General features: G+C 40.6%; 16 protein-coding genes. 2 read left to right on the top strand and 14 right to left on the bottom strand.

All coding sequences use genetic code 11. From position 1 onward, the window contains the following. The 9 genes from FEK29_RS02770 to uvrC all read right to left on the bottom strand — a co-directional run bounded on the left by FEK29_RS02770 (position 1) and on the right by uvrC (position 13,629). Positions 1-597 carry a 3-keto-disaccharide hydrolase gene (locus tag FEK29_RS02770; RefSeq protein WP_138256865.1) on the bottom strand — a complete coding sequence of 199 codons (597 nt, stop codon included), beginning with the start codon at positions 595-597 and terminating at the stop codon, positions 1-3. Positions 598-608: 11 nt separating this feature from the next. Further along, complete coding sequence (locus FEK29_RS02765) at positions 609-1,046, bottom strand: hypothetical protein (RefSeq protein ID WP_138256864.1); 438 nt, start codon at positions 1,044-1,046, stop codon at positions 609-611. A gap of 88 nt (positions 1,047-1,134) precedes the next feature. Continuing rightward, positions 1,135-4,389 (bottom strand): TonB-dependent receptor, encoded by a 3,255-nt coding sequence (locus FEK29_RS02760; protein WP_138256863.1) that lies wholly within the window; start codon positions 4,387-4,389, stop codon positions 1,135-1,137. Between the two features lie 170 nt (positions 4,390-4,559). Then, a complete protein-coding gene (gene pgi / locus FEK29_RS02755) occupies positions 4,560-6,197 on the bottom strand; it encodes a glucose-6-phosphate isomerase (protein ID WP_138256862.1) in 1,638 nt (545 codons plus the stop codon). After that, on the bottom strand, positions 6,184-7,470 hold the full coding sequence (locus FEK29_RS02750) for a peptidoglycan DD-metalloendopeptidase family protein (protein WP_138256861.1): 1,287 nt from the start codon (positions 7,468-7,470) through the stop codon (positions 6,184-6,186). The genes pgi and FEK29_RS02750 overlap by 14 nt, the downstream gene beginning before the upstream one ends. A 4-nt stretch (positions 7,471-7,474) precedes the next feature. Then, positions 7,475-8,443: a tryptophan 2,3-dioxygenase family protein gene (locus tag FEK29_RS02745; RefSeq protein ID WP_138256860.1), complete on the bottom strand. Its 969-nt coding sequence runs from the start codon at positions 8,441-8,443 to the stop codon at positions 7,475-7,477. Between the two features lie 6 nt (positions 8,444-8,449). Beyond that, a complete protein-coding gene (locus FEK29_RS02740; RefSeq protein WP_138256859.1) occupies positions 8,450-9,229 on the bottom strand; it encodes a DUF3108 domain-containing protein in 780 nt (259 codons plus the stop codon). A 328-nt stretch (positions 9,230-9,557) separates the two neighbouring features. Next, positions 9,558-11,858 (bottom strand): patatin-like phospholipase family protein, encoded by a 2,301-nt coding sequence (locus FEK29_RS02735; RefSeq protein WP_240042643.1) that lies wholly within the window; start codon positions 11,856-11,858, stop codon positions 9,558-9,560. Further along, positions 11,842-13,629 (bottom strand): excinuclease ABC subunit UvrC, encoded by a 1,788-nt coding sequence (gene uvrC / locus FEK29_RS02730; protein WP_138256858.1) that lies wholly within the window; start codon positions 13,627-13,629, stop codon positions 11,842-11,844. Before uvrC ends, FEK29_RS02735 begins: the two co-directional genes overlap by 17 nt. Before the next feature lie 503 nt (positions 13,630-14,132). On the opposite strand from uvrC, the gene FEK29_RS02725 reads away from it, so the two are divergent. Then, on the top strand, positions 14,133-14,699 hold the full coding sequence (locus FEK29_RS02725; RefSeq protein ID WP_138256857.1) for a 5-formyltetrahydrofolate cyclo-ligase: 567 nt from the start codon (positions 14,133-14,135) through the stop codon (positions 14,697-14,699). Here FEK29_RS02725 and FEK29_RS02720 read toward each other — a convergent pair. The 4 genes from FEK29_RS02720 to ileS are packed head-to-tail and all read right to left on the bottom strand — an operon-like array spanning position 14,678 to position 19,879. Continuing rightward, positions 14,678-15,367 (bottom strand): lipoprotein signal peptidase, encoded by a 690-nt coding sequence (locus FEK29_RS02720; RefSeq protein ID WP_138256856.1) that lies wholly within the window; start codon positions 15,365-15,367, stop codon positions 14,678-14,680. The two genes, FEK29_RS02725 and FEK29_RS02720, sit on opposite strands and share 22 nt — an antisense overlap. Positions 15,368-15,398: 31 nt before the next feature. Continuing rightward, positions 15,399-16,016, bottom strand: coding sequence for a hypothetical protein (locus FEK29_RS02715; protein WP_138256855.1), 618 nt, complete (start codon positions 16,014-16,016; stop codon positions 15,399-15,401). A gap of 37 nt (positions 16,017-16,053) precedes the next feature. Continuing rightward, on the bottom strand, positions 16,054-16,437 hold the full coding sequence (locus FEK29_RS02710; protein WP_099544332.1) for a TraR/DksA family transcriptional regulator: 384 nt from the start codon (positions 16,435-16,437) through the stop codon (positions 16,054-16,056). A 4-nt stretch (positions 16,438-16,441) separates the two neighbouring features. Beyond that, positions 16,442-19,879 (bottom strand): isoleucine--tRNA ligase, encoded by a 3,438-nt coding sequence (gene ileS / locus FEK29_RS02705; RefSeq protein WP_138256854.1) that lies wholly within the window; start codon positions 19,877-19,879, stop codon positions 16,442-16,444. A gap of 182 nt (positions 19,880-20,061) precedes the next feature. On the opposite strand from ileS, the gene FEK29_RS02700 reads away from it, so the two are divergent. After that, positions 20,062-20,415 (top strand): DUF4175 domain-containing protein, encoded by a 354-nt coding sequence (locus tag FEK29_RS02700; RefSeq protein ID WP_138256853.1) that lies wholly within the window; start codon positions 20,062-20,064, stop codon positions 20,413-20,415. Positions 20,416-20,490: 75 nt separating this feature from the next. Here the strand turns inward: FEK29_RS02700 and FEK29_RS02695 are convergent, their stop codons facing one another. Continuing rightward, complete coding sequence (locus FEK29_RS02695; RefSeq protein ID WP_138256852.1) at positions 20,491-22,902, bottom strand: TonB-dependent receptor; 2,412 nt, start codon at positions 22,900-22,902, stop codon at positions 20,491-20,493. Between the last annotated feature and the right edge of the window lies 1 nt (position 22,903).

Raw genomic sequence — 22,903 nt, 5'->3', positions numbered from 1 at the left:
TTAATCCAAAGGCGTCAATTCAATATTTTTCCATTTCACCTTGATACCCCCTCCATCGTGAATTTGAAGAAGAACGGAACCTTCCCCTTTACCAATTATTCGGTCCTTAAAGGAAACCATTTCCGTACCGTTGAGCCACGAGGTTATTTGTTTGCCATCTACCTTGATGGTCATGTGGTTCCAGTCTCCAAATTTTAAGGCCACATCCTTTTCAAGCTTTGGTTTCTTCAACCATTGCCTTCCATAGGACTCGTAAACACCACCCGTAAATTTGCCCGGTGGTGCGACCTCCACTTGCCAACCACTGACAGTAGTTCCTTCAACACTGGATCTGATAAAGACACCGCTGTTGCCATCGGCTTCCTGTTTAAAGTCCAGATCGAGAATGAAGTTTTTATATTCCTTTTCAGTGCCCAAATATCCATAGCCTGCATCCGGACCGCTTTCGCAAATCAAAAGCCCGTCTTCCACATACCATTTTTCGGTTCCAAAAACTTCCCAGCCATCCAAATTTTCACCGTTGAACAAGGAAATACTTTGGGCTTTAAGGAGACTGCCACAAAAAATCAATAAAACGATAGCCACTAATTTCTTCATGCCCCTAATTCTTAAAACCATTGACTCCATGGAATCCTACTTAAAATCAATATCAGACCTATTCCATAAAAAATGGCTATACTCTTGAACTTTTTATCGCCCTCAACAAATTTCTTGTGCCTGGACCATCCTATGGTTATGGCGGCAATGGCCAGTATGTTTATAAAGGGATGTTCAACGGCCAATAATCTAGCCGCGGAGGTTAGTCCGCCCATACCAAACTCCTGGATGGCGTTCAATCCGCTAGGGGATATAAAGTACAGAATAAGGCCTACCAATAATTGAATGTGGCAGATTATCAAAGTGAAGAGACTTAAGCGTAAATCTTTATTCATGGTGAAAACTCGTTTGCTAACTAATCCGCTTATGGTATTGACTACGGCAATTAATAAAATTGCCAACGCTACATAGGCCAGATAAGAATGCAGCATTTGAATGGTTTCGTACATACTGTTGGTTTAAATATATTTTAAAAATAGTGATTTTTGGGCATAAAAAACCCCGCATAAAGCGGGGTTTTAATTAACTTATTAAAGACTAGTTGAAAAGGTAACGGATTCCAACCTGAAGTCTCCATGTATCTCCCAAACTGGTGGAAGGTCTAAAACTTTCCCTAGGTAATTCTGAAGTTCCAGAAACGGTATTCAATCTATAAATAGGCTCATTGGAAGCATTTCTACCACGGTAGTTCAAAATGTTGTTTTGTAAAGCGAACTGAGGAACGCCCCAATCGGAATTGAACATATTGCCAATATTCAAAAAGTCCATTGACAATTGAATCTTGTTTTTATTGTCTTTGGTCAGATTTATATCTTCCGTGATTCTTAAATCATAACGATTAACCCATGGTAATTTAGCACCATTTCTTACGGCAACAGTTCCACGGTTTTCGCTTAAATATTCATCCTGTGCAATATAATTGTTCAATGCGTTAATTTGAGCTTGTTCTGTAATCAAAACTCCACCAGCCGTATATTCTTCAAAGTTCAACTCAGAAGCATCATTAGGAATGTAGATTAGCCTATTAGAGTTATCCCCAAAGTTGCCGGAGTAAGTATAACTATACCTTCCATTTTCACCACCTTGCCAAAATAATGCTATAGTAGTGTTATCTGTTTGATAATTCAAATTGGCAATAAAACGGTTGGGTTGGTCAAAAGAGGCAAACCCTAATCTTGGATTATTTCTATCTTCCTGAACGGTAGCCGTCCATAATGAACCAGCCTGTGAACCTCCCGAAGCATCCAAATCCCTAGCTCTTGAAGCGGTATACGCTATCATAGCATAAAAACCATTATCGAATTGCTTTTGAAGTTGCGCAGTAAACGAATAATAATCTGCCTTTTCATCTGCATTTGTCAACAAGAAAACATTACGGAAGTCATCATCGTTAGAGTACCCTCCATCCCAATAAGGACGTTGGTCGGGACCGGCTAGATTTCCATCAGGCTCCCTTAGTACAGGATTGTATACAATAGGTGTAGAAACATCCCTTGAATAAATGAAATCCAAGGTACCTGTGATTCCCCAAGGCAATTGATGGTCTACCCCAATGTTGGTACGCCATACCTGTGGCAACTTAAATTCACGGTCTGTCAAATTCAACTCGTTAGACAAAGTCTGTCCCGGGTTGGTAGGGTTTCCAAATGTTACATCTGGGTTGAAAACATAATTTGGTCCCAGAAAGTCGATCACTTCCTCTCCTTCAAAACCTAATCCTCCACGAACAACACCGGATCCATTTACCTGATTGCTCAACCATACGAAAGGTATACGGCCAGAGAAAATACCCGTTCCTCCACGCACCTGTGTCTTACCTTCACCGTTTACGTCCCAGTTGAAGCCGACTCTTGGAGACCATAGGGGCCTAACTTTAGGAAACTGACTTACATCTGGGGTGAACGTATTTCCATCTCCGTCCGTAAAGGTTTTGTTCAAATCGTCCAAAAGGGTGTTTCTTGGAATATCGGTGGCATAGAATGGAAAATCAACACGTAAACCACCTGTTAACTTGAAGTTGTCGTTCACTTGAAATTCATCCTGGAAATAAATACCAAACTGGCCAAAATTGGTCTCATCTACCGGTGGTGTTGTTGAACCGTCCAACGCAAAACTTTTAGCAAAGGCATCTGGATAGGCACCTGGGGTTTGATTGATAACCGTTTCTACGAAACTATCGTATGTAGTAAACCTGTAGAATCCATTGAAAACAGGGTTAAAGGCATTTTTAAATGTCATATACTCAAAGTTTGCACCTATAGTATAAGTATGGTCTCCTGAGTAGATTGAGAAGTTATTCGTTACGTTGAAGACATTGTTCTCTAAAAGATTACCAACGGTAAACAGCTCATTACCCAAGGCAGTGTAATACAATAAGTTGCCAGAAGGGTCTGGTTCCAAAACTTCGATAAACGGAAACGCCTGTCCTCCAGGAATTCCTCTTTTGGGGTCGCTGATGGCCGTGTAACCAATATTCAACTGATTGGACATGTTATCAGAAACTTTGGAATTCCATTCACCTACCAAAGATTCAACCAAACGATCGTTGGTATAATTGGCATTGGCAAAAGTAATTGCTTCTATACCAAAACGATCAGTGTTTCTATATCGAGTTGGCAAAAAGCGATTGGAGTTACCATTAATAGAAACATCTTCTGCAGAATTATATCTATTATAACGAAGTGAGAATTTATTATTTTGGTTCAAGTTATAATCCAACCGTGCATTAAACCTTGTTTGCTCTGAGGCAAATGGATAGTTTTCATAAGGTCCTGTTTCGTAACCATATAGGTTCTGCATGCTCTCACGAATGAAGTCCAATTCTGAAGCGGGAACTCTGGAAATAGTTAAACCATCAGGAGTTAATCCTCCTCTTGCCGCTTGTCTTGTAAAGCCCGGTACTGCTTCTTGTTCTTCTTCATAGCTTACAAAGAAAAAGAGTTTATCCTTTAAAATAGGACCTCCAAGACTGACCCCTTTTATATCATTTTGAGCGTCTCCTCTGTTAAGTTCTAGGTCTCGTAATTTATTACCCTGCATCTGATCATTTCTCAAATAATAATAAACCGAACCCTTAAATTCATTTGTACCTGATTTAGTAACAGCATTTACCGATGCGCCTGTAAAACCAGCTAATCGAACATCAAATGGAGCTAGATTTACCTGTACTTCCTCTATAGCGTCTAAAGAAATTGGGTTTGACCCAGCAAATTGACCTGAACCTAGCCCAAAGTTGTTGTTATAGATATTACCGTCGATCGTGTAATTATTGAAACGACTTGAGGTGCCCGCAAACGAGGTGCCGTTTGATTGTGGGGTAAGCCTTGTAAAATCATTGATACTTCTACTTATAGTTGGCAACGCATCAATCTTTTCCCTTGAAAGGTTTGTAGTTGGCCCTGTCCTATCCGGGTCAATGATCTCCCCTCTTTGAGAAGTTACGACTACCTCCTCTAGTTCAACACCTTCGGATAAGGTAACTTTTAAGTTATAACTTTGTCCCAAACCAAGGGTAATCCCTTCAAAAGTCTTATCCTGAAAACCAACATAGGTTACTTTTACTGTGTAAGGCCCCCCTACACGTATGTTTGGCAGGTAAAACCTTCCCTCTTCATTTGATATGGCACCATATACGGTTCCAGAAGGAGTATGGGTCGCAACGATGTTAGCACCAAATAATGACTCACCTGACTCATCTGAGACAGTACCTTGCATACTCGAGGTAGTTACCCCTTGTGAAAACGCAGTCACGGTCAATAGAAATGCCGCAATTGCAAAGTAGATTTTTTTCATTTTTCTAGTATTTGTTAGTTTTATTAACCGGTGCAAAAGTCTTGCATTTTTAGACTTCCAACGTTAAGACAACGTTAAATCACCTCTATAAACAGACATCAAAAAAAATAAAAAAATAGCTGATTATGAAGAAGTTACAAAGTAATATCTTTAAATATGATTTATGTAGGTTAACTCTTAAAATATTGCAATAATCGCAATGTGGAGCTATCGTGGGAGGTGATTCCATCACCCTCTATATCCTTTAAAATAGTACCGGCCAGTTGTTTTCCCAATTCAACACCCCACTGGTCGTAACTAAAGATATTCCAGATGATTCCCTGTACAAAGATCTTATGCTCGTATAAGGCAATCAAAGCACCCAGACTTTTTGGGGTCAATTTGTTTATTAAAATGGTATTCGTGGGCTTATTGCCTTCAAACACCTTGAATGGCGTCAATTGTTCAATTTCTTTTTCAGGCACTCCTTTATCCTTCAGTTCTGATATTGCTTCTTGAAGGGTCTTTCCATTCATCAAGGCTTCCGTTTGGGCAAAAAAATTGGCCATCAATTTATTATGGTGATCGGTATCTCCATATAAAGAATGCTTGAAGCCGATAAAATCGGTTGGTATCAATTTGGTCCCCTGATGGATCAACTGAAAGAAAGCATGCTGGGAATTTGTTCCCGGCTCCCCCCAGATGATGGTCCCCGTCTCATACCCGACGCGCTTTCCATTTCTTCCCACACTCTTACCATTGCTTTCCATAATTCCCTGTTGCAGATAGGCGGAGAATCTGCTTAAATACTGCGTATATGGAATTATGGCTTCTGTTTCTGCTTGATGGAAATTATTGTACCAAATACTTAAAAGTGCCATTATAACCGGTAAGTTTTCCCTGAATTCCGCTTCCCTGAAATGAACGTCCATTTCGTTGGCTCCAAGTAACATGGAATCAAAGTTTTGGTATCCAACCGCCAGGGCGATGGAAAGACCTACGGCGCTCCATAACGAGAATCTACCTCCAACCCAGTCCCACATAGGAAATACGTTCGCTTCTGAAATTCCAAATTCCGCAATTTTTTCGGTATTGGTAGAAACGGCGGCAAAATGTTTTGCAATATCCTCTTGGGTAGCGTGCTGCAAAAACCACTTCTTAATGGTAGTGGCGTTGCTTAATGTTTCCTGTGTGGTGAAGGTTTTGGAAACCACTACAAATAAGGTGGTTTCAGGATGTAAAGTTTTCAAAATTTCATGAACGTGATCTCCATCTACGTTGCTAACAAAATGTACGTTCAAGTGATTTTTATAGAATTTCAAGGCTTCGGTCACCATGGCTGGTCCTAGATCCGAACCTCCTATACCAATATTTACCACATCGGTAAAATTCTTTCCCGTGTAACCTTTACTGGTACCGTTTATTATGGACTCTGTAAATTCCTTGATATGTTGCTTCACTTCGAATACTTCGGGAACCACATTGACACCATCCACGTAGACAGCATCGGTTTTCTTGGCTCTCAAAGCTGTATGCAATACGGCCCTTCCTTCGGTTTGATTGATTTCGTCTCCGTTGAAATACTTGGCGATGGCGTCTTTTAATTCTACCTCATCTGCCAAATCCAAAAGCAACTGTAACGTTTCTGTAGTTATTCGATTCTTGGAAAAATCCAAGAGAAAATCGTTCCAGCGTACGCTTAATCGCTCAGCCCGACTTTCATCCCCACCGAACAGTTCCTTCATATGAAGGTTATTCGAAGTTTTATAATGTTCTTTTAGTTTGTTCCAAGCATTGGTGGTAGTTGGGTCAATGTTATTTAGTGCCATTTAGTTCATTAAGTGTTAACAAATCATCTTCTTCAATCCTCTCAGGGTAGACTATACAGTCCAGTTGTTCCTTTATAGGTTCTATATGGGCGAAATAATCCGGTCGTAAGGAATCGGCCAACGGTTCCGCCAATGGAAGTTCTTCCTGCAAGGGGTCCACTTGCCTCCCGTTTTTCCAGAAGCGATAGCAAACATGGGGGCCTCCGGTATTACCGGTCATGCCCACCCAGCCAATTACATCGCCCTGACGTACAAACTGACCCTTTTTCACGTTCTGATTTTTCATGTGAAGATATTGGGTCGAATAGGTCTCGTTATGCCTGATTTTCACATATTTCCCGTTACCGCCCCTCCTGGTGGATTCCGTTACGGTACCGTCAGCGGTGGCAAGGATGGGAGTTCCAATAGGTGCGGCATAATCGGTTCCCTTATGTGGCCTTACCTTATAACCATAGTAGCGAATTCTTCGTTTAAGATTGTATCTGGATGATAATCTCCCAAATTCAACGGGCATTTTAAGAAATGCCCTTCTAAGGTTATTTGCCTCATGGTCATAATAATCCAACTGATTTTTCAAGGTGTCGCCTTCATATGAAAAAGCATATAGAGGAATCCCATTGTGTTCAAAATAGGCAGCTACCAAGGGTTCTGAACCAGCGTATACGGTATCATTGATATATTTCTCCTTAAATATAATTTTGAACCTATCGTACTTTTGAAGCCTTGAAAAGTCAATCGTCCAAGCAAAGACATTCGCAAGGTTATGCGTAACGCTGTAATCGATACCTTGATCCAAAATAGCCTCGGACAAATTTGTCTCTATGATGCCCGAAACTTCCCTTTCTACATACTTGACCCTCTTCTTCCCTTTATACACTTGCACACTGTCCCTAAAGTCCACTACCGTATAATCAATGGGGTTGTTTTGGTATATGAAGACCTGTGCCTGCTCTGAAGTGTCCTTTGATTTCAGTATTAAATACGGTTTGCCAACACGTATCTTACGAACATCGAAGGTATCCCGAAATTTTTCCGAGATCGTTGCTATTTTAGGATACTCCACCTTATTTTTTAGCATCAGCTCCCCAAAACTATCACCGTATTTAATTGTATCCAAATGCACGTTAAATTCCTCGAAATTAAATCCGAACCTGGTGACAATTGGGTCTTCAACAGGACTGATTTTTAATTCATCATGGCTTACGACCACTTTTTCTTCTTGACATGCACCTAACAAAGCCAACGTAAATAATATGCCCCAATATTTTCGCATGAATCTATGTATTTATTTTATTGGGGTTGTAAATATGGTCGACCCATTGCTTGCCCCAGTCATTTAGTTCCTCTTCCGTATAGATATCCGGAAAGAATACGATTTTTTGAAAACTTGGCGGAAGGTAGTCCTTCCAATTGGTTCCGCCTGTAGCACTTATATCCCCTGATTCCTTTCCTAAATATCGATGGGCGGAGCCCATGTGCATCAACGGCCAATTTACATTGGCGTTTAGGTCCATCGTCTTTAAAGCCTCCAAAAGCTCCTTATTTTTTTTAACTTCTGAAGGCAAAGCTACGTATTTATGATATATGGTGTTGTTCAATAATTGCTTGGCCGTTCGCACCAATCTTGGTGTATATCTATATTCAAATTGTTTTAAGGTCAGTGTTTTTTCCCCCGTTGAAATGTCCGTTGCTCCTTTCTTCCAATAGATGTTTTCATAAAGCTCCTCAATGGAATTGTTGGAGGAAAATTGGTCCCGTTGCGACTCGTGTACCAAATTTTCAAGAGGCGTGGCGTAGATTTCTATCATCCTAAATTGGGCGGATTGAAAACCGCTTGCGGGCAAAAGGGCCATCCTGTACTGGAGGAACTGTTCCCGCTCCATACCTTTTATCATAATGCTGAAGGAGGATATGAGGGCGGTGTAATAACTATTGATGCGTCGAAGTCTTTCCACAAAAAAGTCAAGATTCTGCGATTTGTCGTCCACCAATTGCTTTTGCTCATGTAAAATGAGCTTAAAGTACAACTCGGTAATCTGATGGTACATGATGAAGATTTCCTCATCGGGGAAATGCGTTCGAGGCACTTGAAGACTCAGGAGGGTATCCAAGTGGATGTAGTCCCAATAAGTTAAATATCGCTGATATAATAATCCGTCCAAATAAGAGCTTAAATCCTGACCAGAGTCCCTATACTTTTCCTCAAGTTTTGAAATCTGGGATTTGACCCGCTCCTTATCGTCCATTCTTAACTAATCCATTATTATCTTAAATTGATGCTTAAGGCCATTATAGCCATCCAAATCCGCCTTAATGGCACCAACCGCTAAATCCGCTTTTATTCGTATTGGAATTCGATTATCGTCATTGGAAACCCAGAGCGATAAACTTTCCTGTTCTTTGAAGACCCTACCGGATTGCACCAAGGGCCTAAACTTGAGACATTCTACCTTTCCGTATTTGGTGTTGAGAATCTCCTTTCCCAGGTACTTCAACTTAAAATTGAAAATACCGTCATCATCGTACAACATTTTCAAGTCAATGGCCTCTCCTTGTACCAAGTCACTGGGATCATAATTATTCCTCAAATAATAAAATGCAGAAATTAAATCCTGTATGCTATCTTGGAGTTCAAAATTAAACTTTTTATTGTTTTTTTTGTCATTGAGGACCGCTTTGTCATTCACATGGTCAAAGTTGATTTCAACATCCTTTGTATAGCCACCTTCATTTATCTTTCTAATGAATCTGTAGGGCTTCCCATCCTTTCTATCAAAATAGCTTTCGTAGGTATCGTCAACTTTAAAAAACAGGCTTGCAAAACCGGTGGTCTCCCCATGACCTACAACATGATACACCGGCACGGAATCGATAATTGCATTCTTTACATGTAGTGTGGCATAACTGGCATTTAGAAAGCCGTAATGCATCCTAAACTTAAGCCACTCACCAGATTTAAAGGCAGATTGCTGTCCTTGCGCGAACATCTTGCCCATGCCCATACATAGAAGTATGACCAAAACCTTTTTCATATGATTACTTTTATGTAAAAATACTATACCGTTCCTCATAATTAATGTTCTTACAATAACTTAAACAAAATTTATTCCAAAGTATTGCACAAAAAAAGCCCAGTCTTGAAACTGGGCTTTTCCTAAATAACCAACCAAACTTTAAATTATGAAAAACCAATACTTAAAGTTGTAAGGGAACCACCCCTTACTGATGTAAAATTAAAACATCCTTTGCTTCTGGTATACGATTTAACTTACTTTAACTTTCAACTTAACAGTAATTCACATTTGAAAGCCTGATTTGTGAATCCCTTAAGAAAATAGAAGTTTGTATCGAAGAAATAGATTAAAACCAGTAGCCTATACTGAAGAAAAAATTGGAGTTTTTACCTTCTGGGGACCATGAGTAAAGCACTTGAATTGGCCCAATAAACGACTCCCAACCATATCCAATTCCATAGCCAGAAAAATCCGGGGATGAAAACCATTCCCCTGTTCTAAATAAATCATCTTCCACATTGGCGTAATTAGCGGAAAACAATAAATGATTTTTGGTATAGAACTCATAATCCAAACGTCCATAGGCCTTAACAAAACTATTGCCAGGGAGGCTTAAAAAATCATAGCCATAAAAAGGAACGAAATTGTTAATCAAATCCGTACCGAATCCTCCAAGAACAAAATCGAATGTGGTAACACCGGAAGTGCCCAATTTAAAACCTCCTTCTGTCTCAATGTTCATTGAAAGATTTTTAAAAATTGGGAAAGCTGCACCCATTCTTGCCTTGGAAATGGAAAAATCCTTGAAATTTTGATTAAAATCAGATGAAAGAATATAATAATGCATGTCCCCGTCAAAGTATAGACCCTTCGTTGGGAAATATCTGTCATCATAGGTGTCCAATTTTAAATTTCCAAAAACGCTAAAAAAGCTTCCGTTTTCAAAATAAAGACGATCATCAGATGCCGAACCTACAAGATTTTCCTCCACTCCTGAAAAAGGTTCAATGGTGCGAGTACTATATTTCAAATACTTATATTCCGCACCCAAGGTAAAGGCGAATTCCTCCCTAAGAACCGTTTGAATGTAGAGTTGATTGGTAAAGTCGGATACATCCAGGTTCAAGTTGTTTAGATTGGTACCAAAGGGAACCTCAAAATTTTGACGGATTAGGTCAAAATTTATGTCCTGGGAGAAGGCACTGAACCTTGAGTTCAGCCCAAAACTCCAATACGTTCCTTTATCCACATAATATTGAAAATTGTACCTCACATTGTCGCCAAGAATAAGATCAAAGGAGGCTACGTCATCCTGTAAGACCAAATTTTTTTTTGTAAAATTAATAATAGCTGCACTTTTATATAAATCGTCATAATGTGCTCCCAACCGAATGAAAGAAGTATTGGGCGTTTCATCCAATCGCAATATCAAATCCTCCCCGGTACCGTTCGAAACCAATTTATACCTATTGGTAGTAAAATTGCCCGTAGCGGTCAAGTTGCTAATTCCTTGCTGTAATTTTTTAAACGTGATGGGTTCTGCCAAATTAAATCGGAGCTTTCCTTTTACATAACCTCTTGTGTGTTGATTGTTACCGTTAATGATCAATCTATTGATGGTTATGGAGTCTCTCAATGTTTTATACTTTATAGGATCTTTATCAATTTTTGAGTTACTCCCAATCTCACTTAGGGCATTGAGCTTTTCACGTGCTGCAATCATACCTTTTTCAATGATTTCGGTAGCCTTGTCAAATTGAATTACTGAAAAAGCTGCAATATCCGGTCTTATATAAATGTCCGTTTTTTTAGACTTTTGCACCATGTCCCTCACAGTTCTGTAATTGTTAATCTGAGAAAGTATTTCAGTTGCGGACATTAGTGCGTCCCTCTTGGATAGGTCATGTTGTACGTCAATACCAATTATGATATCGGCACCCATATTCCTAACCTTGTCGATGGGATAATTGTTGACTACTCCACCATCTATTAGAATACGGTTGTCAATACTTGAGGGCTCGAATAAAGATGGCAGCGTTCCACTTGCCATAATCGCTTGGGGCAGGTATCCCGAATCCAAAACAACTTCCTCCCCGGTCTCAATATCGGTAGCTATGCATACAAAAGGAATAGGGAGTTTGTAAAAATCGTTTACGTCCTTCACATGATACAACAATCTAACGAGCTCGTTATAAATGTTTTGCCCACCTGAAAATGCGGTAGGTACGGTAATCTTGAAATTATCAAAGGGAAGCGTTAATGCGTATCGTTCAGAATCTTCCTTCTCGTAAAAGGTTTTTGCATTTCTAGGGAGGTTGTCCTGAATCAAATTTATGAAATCCGTCGCCCTGAAAATAGAATCCAATTGATCGGCCGTGTAGCCTGCTGCATACAAGGCTCCCACTATGGCCCCCATACTGGTTCCACCAACATAATCGATTTCTACGCCTGCTTCCTCAATTACCTTTAGTGCACCAATGTGTGCCATTCCCTTCGCACCTCCACCACTGAGTACCAGCCCCACCTTTGGTCTCTTAAGGTTATCCTGTTGGGAGTAACTTTGTAGTGATACCTGAAATAACAGAGAAAGTAGTATAATTCTCAGCATCCAGCTTTGCGATATTTCCAAATCAATGAAACGACCCATATATTTTTTGTGCTTTGGAAGTACCCACAACTTCGGCCAAATGATCCAAAGATGCTTCCTTTATTCGCTTAACGGACTTAAATTTTTTCAACAAGTCCCTTGCTGTTTTCTCTCCCACACCTTCAATATTTTCCAGTTCAGAATTGATGGCGCTCTTGCTTCTTTTATTTCTATGAAAAGTTATACCAAATCTATGGGCTTCGTTCCTTAAATGTTGGATAATCTTTAAACTTTCAGATTTTTTGTCCAGATAGAGTGGTATGGAGTCCCCAGGGAAATAAATTTCCTCGAGCCGCTTTGCAATTCCTACTATAGCTATTTTACCTCTGAGACCCAAAATGTCCAGACTTTTTAAAGCTGAAGAAAGTTGTCCCTTACCTCCGTCTATGATAATTAATTGTGGCAATGGTTCCTCCTCTTCCAAAAGCCTTTTATATCTTCTAAACACCACTTCCTCCATGGAAGCAAAATCGTCCGGTCCCGTAACGGTCTTGATATTAAAATGCCTATAGTCCTTCTTGCTGGGTTTGCCATCCTTAAAAACGACACATGCCGCAACGGGATTGGTACCCTGTATATTACTGTTGTCAAAACATTCGATATGCCTTGGTTCTTCGGACAATCTCAAGTCCTTTTTCATTTGGGCCATAATGCGATTTGTATGGCGATCCGGATCAATGATCTTGATTTGGTTGAAACGTTCCTGTCTATAAAACTTCGCATTACGTTCCGATAGTTCCAAAAGACGTTTCTTGTCTCCAAGCTTTGGAACGGATATGATCAAGGATTCATCCAGTTCCACGGGAAAAGGAAGATAGAGTTCCTTGGATTGCGAATTAAATCGTTGCCTTATTTCCACAATAGCCAATTGTAGCAATTCTTCATCGGACTCATCCAATTTCTTTTTGATTTCCATGGTGTGGGACCTTATGATCGAACCATGTGATAATTGTAAAAAATTCACATAGGCCATGGCGTTGTCGGCCACAATCGTAAACACATCCACATTGCTGATCTTAGGATTTACGATGGTCGATTTTACCTGATAGTTTTCCAACACTTCTATTTTATCCTTTATGCGCTGGGCCTCCTCATATCGCATCTCCGCTGCAAAGGTTTTCATTTGTCCCTTAAAATAATGAAGCGAAGATTTAAAATTTCCTTTGATTATTTCCTTTATGTCTGCAATTTGTCGGTCATATTCCTCAGAACTTTGAAGGCCTTCACAAGGGCCTTTACAATTGCCCAAATGATATTCCAAACAGACCTTGTACTTACCGCCCTTGATTTTTTCTTCGGATAGATCGTAGTTGCAGGTCCGTAATGGATACACACTTTTGATCAAGTCCAAAAGTGTCCTAACCGTCTTCATACTGGTGTAGGGACCGTAATATTCAGAACCGTCCTTTATGACCCTTCTGGTAGGAAACAGTCTCGGAAAACGCTCATTTTTTAAACACAACCAAGGGTAGGACTTATCATCCTTGAGCATTACATTATATCTGGGCTTGTATTCCTTTATTAAATTGTTCTCCAGCAAAAGTGCATCTGATTCTGTAGGAACCACAATGTGCTTGATCCTCTTTATTTTTTTAACAAGTACTCTGGTCTTTCCATATTCATGATTCTTGTTAAAATAAGAGGAGACCCGCTTTTTAAGATTTTTTGCCTTACCTACATACAGTATTTTATCTTCCTTGTCATAAAATTGATAAACGCCGGGGCCATTGGGCAGTGCACTTAATTGAACGTCAATGGGAATTTGGGACATAAAGCTTTGGTACGGGTTCTTATATCGTTGGATTTGAATTTACATGCTTTTCTTGAAACAACTTAAATTTTCTAATCATTTTAACGCATTTAAAGCAGAAAAATAGAACGGGTAAAGGCTAAACAGTTTTTAGAATGGTTCAATAAATTAATGTAGGATTCACACTAAAATGTGTTAAAGTACCCAATTTTTAATTTTCAACACAATTAATTGATTATCAGCATCTTAATCTCGTTATTAAATTATCTATATTCCCGTTTATGTTAATTTTCATATAAAAATGTGCTTTTTAACGATAAAATTGTGCTTTTCAAGGAGATTTAATGATTTTTTTACTTACATTTAAAACAATCAAAACCTCGAATACTTTTTGTTTAATATATGGAAAGCTACATAATAACACTTGGAACCTACCTCATACTAATGTTATTTTTCAAAGTTTTCTTTGCGGTCGCAGGAAAAGAATAATCATTGCCTAAGGTACATCAAATCATTTTTCAATCATGTTGAAGAAAGATTTGCGTCTAAAATATTCAGCTTTTAGAAAACAGCTTTCTCTAGAACAGATTGCGGCAAAAAGTCTTGATATATCAAATAAGGCTTTGGAACTTCCTATTTGGTCCAAAAAGTATTACCATATATTTCTTCCCATTACCTCAAAACAGGAAATTGATACGATTAATTTATTATCCATTCTTCAAGGCAAGGACAAGTATGTAATCGTACCAAAGGTTCAGCAGGATACCCTTGAGCATTATTTATTGACCGATTCTACCAAATTCAAGAACAATTCCTGGGGGGTACCGGAACCCGTCGACGGTATACAGATTGACCCAAATATGATCGATGTTGTTTTCATTCCACTATTGGCATTTGATACAATAGGTCATAGGGTTGGTTATGGCAAAGGATATTACGATACATTTTTAGCGAGCTGCAGACCTGATGTTTTAAAAGTTGGTCTCAGTTTTTTTGATGCGGAGGAATTGATTACAGACGTCTTCCCGGGAGACATTCCATTGGATTACTGTGTTACCCCACAAAAAAACTATTCCTTTGTTGGTTCCTGAGGTTGTTCAAAGGTTTCAGAAGTTTCCACGCCCACTTCATCGGTATTTTCCTCATCGTTCTTCCCAAAAGCCCTTTTGTTAAAAACCAATAAAATCCCTACACCTGTGCTTATGGCCGTATCGGCTATATTAAAAACGGGCTCAAAAAATCGAAAATTCTTACCTCCCACAAAGGGCATCCAATCCGGCCAAGTAGTATCCACCAATGGAAAATAGAGCATATCCACTACTTTACCATAAAATGCCTTCCCATAAGGCTCGTCCGAGAATAAAGTTGCAACGTGATTGTAACTGTCATCAAAGATAAGGCCATAAAAAACAGAGTCCAGGATATTCCCCAAGGCACCTGCGAATATAAGGGAAACGGCCACTATCAAAGTTTTGGATGATTGTTTCCTGACCACATCGTGCAACCAATAGCCAATGCCAAAAATGGCAAACAACCTAAAAATGGTCAATACCAATTTTCCAGTGGCATCAGAAATTGGGAGTACATCACTAAGCTTGGCACCCCAGGCCGCACCCTCGTTTTCGATAAATAGAATCTTGAACCAATTGAAAACATCCACTGATTCGCCCAAAACGAAGTGCGTTTTGATATATATCTTGCTCCATTGATCAATTAGGAGAATCACTACAATTAATAAAATGGACTTCTTTATGTTCATGATCTTGTTTGACCGGGCAAAAATAGAAATATTATTCGGTTTTGTTCAGTACGATATTCCCGGTTGTAGAATTTAAATAGTACTTATCATCTCCGTTTGGAATAGGATTTTTTAGATACGTACCATATTTGGTTTTCGCCATAATATTTCCACTGGTTGCATACACTATTATATTGCCACTTTGGGTCCTTACCTTGACTTCTCCGGAGACCTTATGAAGTTCGGAGGTTCCATCAGAAAGGGTAACATCCAGACGGGAGTAATCCCCAAATGCCACGATCCTAGCGCTCTTTCCGTACACCTCTACATCTTTGTAAGTGGGCACTTTAATCTTTAAGGCAATGGATACCACTTTGTGCGTGCTTAATTTGTCATTTGGATTTACAAAACTTGGTTGAAAACCGGCGCCAAGCACCAATGTATTTCCCTCTTCCGAAACATTCATTTGCAGGTCCTCGCTATATTCCCCATCCATTTGTGCATCCACTTCTACCGCTTTGCCCTCAACAGTTTCCAAAATGACCTCATAACAATTTTCGGCATTGACCTGGATAAGGTTGACGGATTCGCCCAACAAGACCTTATGCACCATCTTTTGTGCGAAACCTTGGGTTGCAATTATCAATAAGACGAACGGGAACAATTTCACAACGGACCATTAAAAAACGCCCCGAGAGGCGTTTTGATTATTTTTGCATATTCTTGGCTTCGATACTCAAGGTAGCATGCGGTACCAATTTCAAACGCTCTTTGTTGATGAGTTTCCCCGTTATCCGGCAAATGCCGTAGGTTTTATTCTCTATTCTAAGCAAGGCATTTTTTAAGTCCCTAATGAACTTTTCCTGCCGAATGGCCAATTGGGTATTCGCTTCCTTGCTCATGGTCTCGGAACCTTCCTCAAAGGCCTTAAAGGTTGGGGAAGTATCATCTGTACCATTATTCCCATCGTTCATATAAGAACTTTTAAGAAGTTCCAAATGACTTTTAGCTTTTTCTATTTTTTCCTCTATCAATTCCTTGAACTCCGCCAAATCCTTGTCCGAGTATCTTACTTTTAAATCTTCTGCCATCTCGTTAATGTTTTGCAATAAACAATTTAGTGTTCACTTCATCGAAGGCAATTTCAGTGCCATTCTCTAAATATTCCTCAAAATTCAATTCCGCTGTCAAAGTTTCCGCTTTGATATAATTTAGATTGCTGGTCACCGCCTGTTCTACCAGACCGTCCTTTTGCATCCTAATGTCAATTCTATCGGTGACTTCAAAACCAGATTCCTTTCTTAAATTTTGGATTCTGTTGACCAGTTCCCTTGCGATACCTTCTTTCTTTAGGTCCTCATTGATGGTGATATCCAGCGCAACCGTTGTCTTGCCGGATGTGGCCACCAACCAACCTTCAATATCCTGGGAACTTATCTCTACATCCTGAAACTGTAAAATAATACTTTTATTTTCTATTTGAAGGGATAATTCGCCTTCTTGCTCAATTTTTTGGATATCTGCCTGATTTAGAGCACTTATAGCATTCGCAATTTGCTTCATTTCCTTGCCGAACTTTGGCCCCAAAGTCTTGAAATTGGGTTTTATACGTTTGACCAGCACTCCAGATGCATCGTCCAAAAGTTCAATTTCCTTTACGTTTACTTCCGATTTTATCAGGTCCGATACGGCCAAAATATCTTTTCTATCCTGCTCGTCCAAAATAGGAATCATGATTTTTTGCAGCGGTTGCCGCACCTTTATCTTTTCCTTTTGCCGTATCGATAAAACCAAGGACGATATCGTTTGGGCCTTTTGCATCTTTTGTTCCAAGGCCGAATCGATCATATTCTTGACCGTCGTTGGGAAATCTGCCAAATGGACACTTTCAAAGGGTTCCAAATTGGTAGTGGCAATCAGGTCTTTGTACAGCCTGTCCATAAAGAACGGTGCCACGGGCGCGGAAAGTTTGGCTACCGTGACCAAACAGGTATAAAGTGTTTGATAGGCAGCGATCTTGTCCTTTTGGTAATCACCTTTCCAGAACCTTCTCCTGCACAGACGAACGTACCAATTGCTTAGGTTTTCCTGTACGAAATCCGAAATTGCCCTCGTAGCCTTGGTAGGTTCATAATCTGCATAGGCATCATCGACCAAAGCGATCAATGAATTGAGTTCTGATAAAATCCAACGGTCTATTTCCGGTCTCTCCTCCACGGGTATATTTTCCTCGGAAAAACTAAATGAATCGATATTTGCGTACAGCGCAAAGAAGGAATAGGTGTTGTAAAGTGTCCCGAAGAATTTTCGCTTCACTTCAACAATGCCCTCCGGATCAAATTTTAGGTTGTCCCATGGGTTCGCATTACTGATCATATACCAGCGTGTGGCATCTGCTCCATGCTCCTTCATCGTATCAAAGGGGTCTACGGCGTTGCCCAATCTTTTGGACATTTTTTTCCCTTCCTTGTCCAGCACAAGTCCGTTTGAAACCACATTTTTATAGGCCACGGAATCGAACACCATGGTACCTATGGCATGTAGCGTGTAAAACCATCCCCTCGTCTGGTCAACACCTTCCGCGATAAAATCGGCCGGAAAGGTCTTGCCCGTGTCGATGAGTTCCTTGTTCTCAAATGGATAATGCCACTGGGCATAGGGCATGGAACCACTATCGAACCAAACATCGATGAGGTCGCTTTCCCGCTTCATGGGTTTTCCGGACGGAGAAACCAAGGTTATCTGATCAACGATATTTTTATGCAGGTCTATTCTTTCATAGTTTGCTTCGGACATATCACCAACCACAAAGTCCTCAAAAATATCCTTCTCCATCACGCCGGCTTCCAAGGCCTTTTGCATTTCGGACTTCAATTCGGCAACGGAACCAATGATCAATTCTTCCTTTCCATCGCTTGTTCTCCATATGGGCAAGGGAATTCCCCAATACCGTGATCTGGACAAATTCCAATCATTAGCGTTGGCTAACCAATTTCCAAAACGTCCCTCACCAGTTGCCTTTGGTTTCCAATTGATAGATTGGTTCAGCTCGAACATCCTGTCCTTAATATCTGTAACCTTAATGAACCAGGAATCCAGCGGATAATATAAAATAGGCTTATCCGTACGCCAACAGTTTGGATAGCTGTGAACGTACTTTTCAACCTTGAAAGCCTTGTTTTCCTCTTTAAGTTTAATTGCAATTTCTACATCTACGGAACGCTCAGGGGCCTCTCCCTCCTCGTAGTATTCATTTTTCACGTACTTTCCGCCCAGTTCCTTCAATTCTGGTCTAAACTTCCCCTGTAAATCCACTAAGGGTACAGGATTGGCATTTTCGTCCAAAACCAACATAGGAGGTATTTCCGGCACGGCCTGCTTTGCCACGAAGGCATCATCCGAACCAAATGTAGGAGCGGTGTGTACGATTCCCGTACCGTCTTCCGTGGTAACGAAATCCCCGGATATAACCCGAAATGCATTTTCCGCATTTTCATAAGGCAGTACATAGGGCAATAATTGTTCGTACTTGATACCGACCAAATTTTCACCTTTTGTTTCCGATAAAATCTGATAGGGTATCTTTTTGTCTTCCGCTTTGTATGTCAATAAATCCGATGCTTCGGATACCTCAACATATTTTCCCGCAAATTGCTTTCCGACCAAATTCTTGGCCAAAACAACATACATGGGTTCAAAAGTATATTGATTGTAAGACCTTACCAATACATAATCGATCTTAGGGCCAACGGTCAAAGCCGTATTTGAAGGAAGTGTCCACGGGGTTGTTGTCCAAGCCAGGAAAAAAGCCTCTCCTGTACCTTCCAAAGGAGGGGCGACTCCAAATGCCTTGAAGATATCCTTTTCCGTTCCCCCTTTGGGGGTTAGGGGGCTTTTGAATTGGGCCGTTACTGTGGTATCCTTAACATCTTGGTACGTTCCCGGTTGGTTCAATTCATGGGAACTCAATCCCGTTCCCGCCTTAGGCGAATAGGGCTGTATGGTGTACCCCTTATAAATTAGTCCTTTATTGTATATCTGTTTCAACAACCACCAAACAGATTCCATGTATTTCGACTTGTAGGTAATGTAAGGGTCGTCCATATCCACCCAATACCCTACTTGTTCCGTCATGGCGTTCCAAACATCTGTATAGCGCATTACCGCCTTTTTACAAGCGGCGTTATATTCCTCCACCGATATTTTTACCCCAATATCTTCCTTGGTTATGCCAAGTTCCTTTTCCACACCCAATTCAATGGGCAGTCCGTGGGTATCCCAGCCAGCCTTTCGTTTCACCTGAAAGCCTTTCATGGTCTTGTACCTGGGAAAGATATCCTTGATGGTACGCGCCATGACATGGTGAATACCTGGCATTCCGTTGGCAGACGGCGGGCCTTCAAAAAAGACATAACTTTCCTTGCCCTCCCTAGAAGAAATACTTTTGTCAAAAATATTGGCCGTTTTCCAGTAGTCTAAAACTTCTTCTGCAACTTTGGGTAAGTCCAATCCCTTGTATTCTGCGAACTTCATACGAAATGCTTATGGTTCTGGGTTTTAAGCCTGCAAAATTAATTAATTTAGTTGGAACTGTTGTTCTACCAAACAATGAAATGGGTTAAATAAGAAAATCCCTGACTAGCGAAAACATGAGCTTTAATCCAAAATGAGCCTCGCTACGTATATAGCTATACAAACACTAAAAAATTAACACCATGAAAAAATTAGTAGTAAGCACGATTTTAGTTTTGGCCTTAAGCATGTCTTTTGTGTCCTGCAGGGAAACAGCCGAAAAAGCAAAAGATGCCGCTAGCCAAGCGGAAGAAGCCCTTGAAGAAACCGGAAATGATCTAAAAGAAGCTGGTGAAGACGCTATGGACAAAGCCAAGGAAGCAGGTGAAAGCATGAAAGAAGCTGGGGAAAAAGCTATTGATTCCGCCAAGGAAGCAGGAGAGAATGCCCTTGACTCCGCTAAGGAGGCTGGAGAAGAGGCTATGGACAAAGCCAAAAAAATTGGTGAGGACGTAAAGAACGCAACCAAGGAAGCGGCTGATAAAATTTCACAATAAAAAACCTGTACTTTCCTTAAATGGGAAACGTAGGAATTCTGAACAAAAAGGCCCGATTGACGGGTCTTTTTTATTTTAAAAGTGGTACCCAATTCCCAATATCAAATTACTTCCAGGTGCCACGATTCCAGAGGAATACGTTCTATACCGCTGATTTGTAATGTTCTCCAAGCTTAGGGTCGCGTTAAGATTGTTCGCAATTGCATATTGGGAGCGAAAGTTCAAGGTATACCAGGATGGTGAAAAAGGATCGCCGTTTTCGTCCTTGGCATAGATATAATCCTTGGACTGTTCCGATATGGCCAGGTCATCATTGGCCACCTCTCCATTATAGTTGAGGAAAAAGTCGGTCGAAATCCTTTCCCGCTTCCATTTAACATGAAAATCGCCAAAAGTGGGAGGGGCATGCCTTGCCGGAGAATCCGTTCCGTCCTCTTCTTCTTCTATCCCTTCGGTAATGGTAAAATTGGAAGCGAGGGACCAATGGTCCGTCAAATAGGCATCCAGACCAAACTCAAATCCATACACGTACGCTTTTGCGGCATTCTGGATGGCCTGCACATTGCTCAACTCTCCTCCATATTCAATTTGGGAAACACCATTAAAGGTAAAATCCCTTCGGACCAAGGCATCTACCAAGTACGTGTAAAAGGTGGCCCCTTTGAGTACAAGCTTATCCCCAAAGTTCTTTTGTATCCCCAACTCCAAATTATATGCGTATTCAGATTCCAAATCCGGATTTGGAACGACTACCGATCCTGGTTCCGAATCAAATATTTTTCCGATATCGTCTACATTGGGTGCCCTAAATCCTGTAGACCCGTTAAACGTAATTTGTAGGTTCTGTCTTGGAAACCAACTAAAACCCAAACTCCCGGTTAATGCGCCCGTACTTACATCGGCATTCTCAAAAGGAAAGGCGTAAAAGGTACGGTCAAACAATGCGTCTATCCAAACATGGCTATACCGTAAACCGGACATGATAATAAAATTGGGCTTGGCCTTGTATTCTCCGTTCAAATATCCCGCCAGACTTTTCCAGGTAGCTCCGTCCGGATATCTGGAAGCTGCCGATGCCCTTTCCCCGGTAGCGATATTGGTGTCCAAACCTGTTGATCCAACATTGTTAAAAATAAATTCCCCGCCGTAATACAGTTTGAAATTCCCGATTTTCTTGTTTTCAAAATCCAGATTTAGGTTCAGTGCATCCACTTTTTCCTTTGTGGTATTTAAAATGGAACCTCCAAAATCCCGATTGCTCCTACTTTCTTCAAAAAACTGGTAGGCTGCGGTCAATTTCAATCCATCGTACAATTTTCCGTTGCCCTTCTTTTTTAATTGCATATTTCCCATGAACCATTTTTGGGGGCCGTAATACCACTCGGCCGACCGTAACCCCAAGCCATCCCTTGAAGGTCTAATGAGCCGGTCATATCTGGAATAGTCCGATGTTTCTGAATAATGGATTCCCAGATTCAAGTCCCAGTTAACATGGGGTCTGAATAGGAATTTCTGCATAAAATTCCTTTGATCGTAACCCGTGGGAACTTGCTTTCTTGGATTGTTGTTTGGCACAAGTACATCTTCCCCATTTCGGGTCATGACAAAATTGTTTCTCAGGTAGGAATCGGGGCCATGGCTGCCCATGGTCAAATCCTGAAAACTATTATAGGAAAAACTCGTTAAGGAAGCCCATTTCTCCTTTCCTATGTTTACATCGGCGTGAACCGTATTTTCCATATTTGCCGAGGAAAATCGGTAGTTGGCATTCCCTGAAAATTCGGTCGTCTCCTTTTGGCTTAGCGTGGGCTGCTTGGTGTAGAAGTTCATAACCCCGCCTATTGCATCGCTTCCATAAATAACGGAACCCGGACCAAAGATAATTTCGGTATTTCGGATGTTGAAGGGGTCGATGGAGATGACATTCTGCAAATTGCCTCCCCTAAATATGGCATTGTTCATACGCACCCCGTCCACGGAAAGCACCAATCTGTTTGTGGCAAAACCCCTTATCATAGGGCTCCCCCCGCCCAGCTGACTTTTTTGCACAAAAACCTTTCCGCTACTTTGCAATAGATCCGCAGAGGTCTGTGGCGTATTCAAGGCAATGGTCTGGGCGTCTATGGATACAATTTTGTTGGGAACTTCCTTTTTTTGTTGTTCCCACTTGGAAACCGACATGACCACCTCATCCAAGCGTTCAGGTCTCATTTGTAAATAAATCTTATATCCATTCTTGACTATCTGGAGTCGGGTAACTTTTTTGGTTTCATAACTCAGATGTCGCAGGGTCAACCTATCTACCTTCAAAAAAGTGGCGAAATCGAAATTTCCGTCAAAATCCGTCACACTGATTATGGTCTTATCCGGATTGAAAACTGCCACGTTTGGTATAGGTTCGCGCGTATCGCCATCCAAAACGGTCACCTGTTGTGACCATCCTACATAGCAGTATAGAAAAAAAATAAGGGGTAAAAATCGCCTCATA

This window comes from Maribacter aurantiacus (assembly GCF_005780245.1).
Classification (GTDB): Bacteria; Bacteroidota; Bacteroidia; order Flavobacteriales; family Flavobacteriaceae; genus Maribacter; species Maribacter flavus.
This window is presented reverse-complemented; position numbering and strand designations above follow the sequence as displayed.

Bases quoted from the DNA above. Each gene is read 5' to 3' on its own strand.
- FEK29_RS02770 (WP_138256865.1), bottom strand. From the start codon at position 597: ATGAAGAAATTAGTGGCTATCGTTTTATTGATTTTTTGTGGCAGTCTC.
- FEK29_RS02765 (WP_138256864.1), bottom strand. From the start codon at position 1,046: ATGTACGAAACCATTCAAATGCTGCATTCTTATCTGGCCTATGTAGCG.
- FEK29_RS02760 (WP_138256863.1), bottom strand. From the start codon at position 4,389: ATGAAAAAAATCTACTTTGCAATTGCGGCATTTCTATTGACCGTGACT.
- pgi (WP_138256862.1), bottom strand. From the start codon at position 6,197: ATGGCACTAAATAACATTGACCCAACTACCACCAATGCTTGGAACAAA.
- FEK29_RS02750 (WP_138256861.1), bottom strand. From the start codon at position 7,470: ATGCGAAAATATTGGGGCATATTATTTACGTTGGCTTTGTTAGGTGCA.
- FEK29_RS02745 (WP_138256860.1), bottom strand. From the start codon at position 8,443: ATGGACGATAAGGAGCGGGTCAAATCCCAGATTTCAAAACTTGAGGAA.
- FEK29_RS02740 (WP_138256859.1), bottom strand. From the start codon at position 9,229: ATGAAAAAGGTTTTGGTCATACTTCTATGTATGGGCATGGGCAAGATG.
- FEK29_RS02735 (WP_240042643.1), bottom strand. From the start codon at position 11,858: ATGGGTCGTTTCATTGATTTGGAAATATCGCAAAGCTGGATGCTGAGA.
- uvrC (WP_138256858.1), bottom strand. From the start codon at position 13,629: ATGTCCCAAATTCCCATTGACGTTCAATTAAGTGCACTGCCCAATGGC.
- FEK29_RS02725 (WP_138256857.1), top strand. From the start codon at position 14,133: ATGTTGAAGAAAGATTTGCGTCTAAAATATTCAGCTTTTAGAAAACAG.
- FEK29_RS02720 (WP_138256856.1), bottom strand. From the start codon at position 15,367: ATGAACATAAAGAAGTCCATTTTATTAATTGTAGTGATTCTCCTAATT.
- FEK29_RS02710 (WP_099544332.1), bottom strand. From the start codon at position 16,437: ATGGCAGAAGATTTAAAAGTAAGATACTCGGACAAGGATTTGGCGGAG.
- ileS (WP_138256854.1), bottom strand. From the start codon at position 19,879: ATGAAGTTCGCAGAATACAAGGGATTGGACTTACCCAAAGTTGCAGAA.
- FEK29_RS02700 (WP_138256853.1), top strand. From the start codon at position 20,062: ATGAAAAAATTAGTAGTAAGCACGATTTTAGTTTTGGCCTTAAGCATG.
- FEK29_RS02695 (WP_138256852.1), bottom strand. From the start codon at position 22,902: ATGAGGCGATTTTTACCCCTTATTTTTTTTCTATACTGCTATGTAGGA.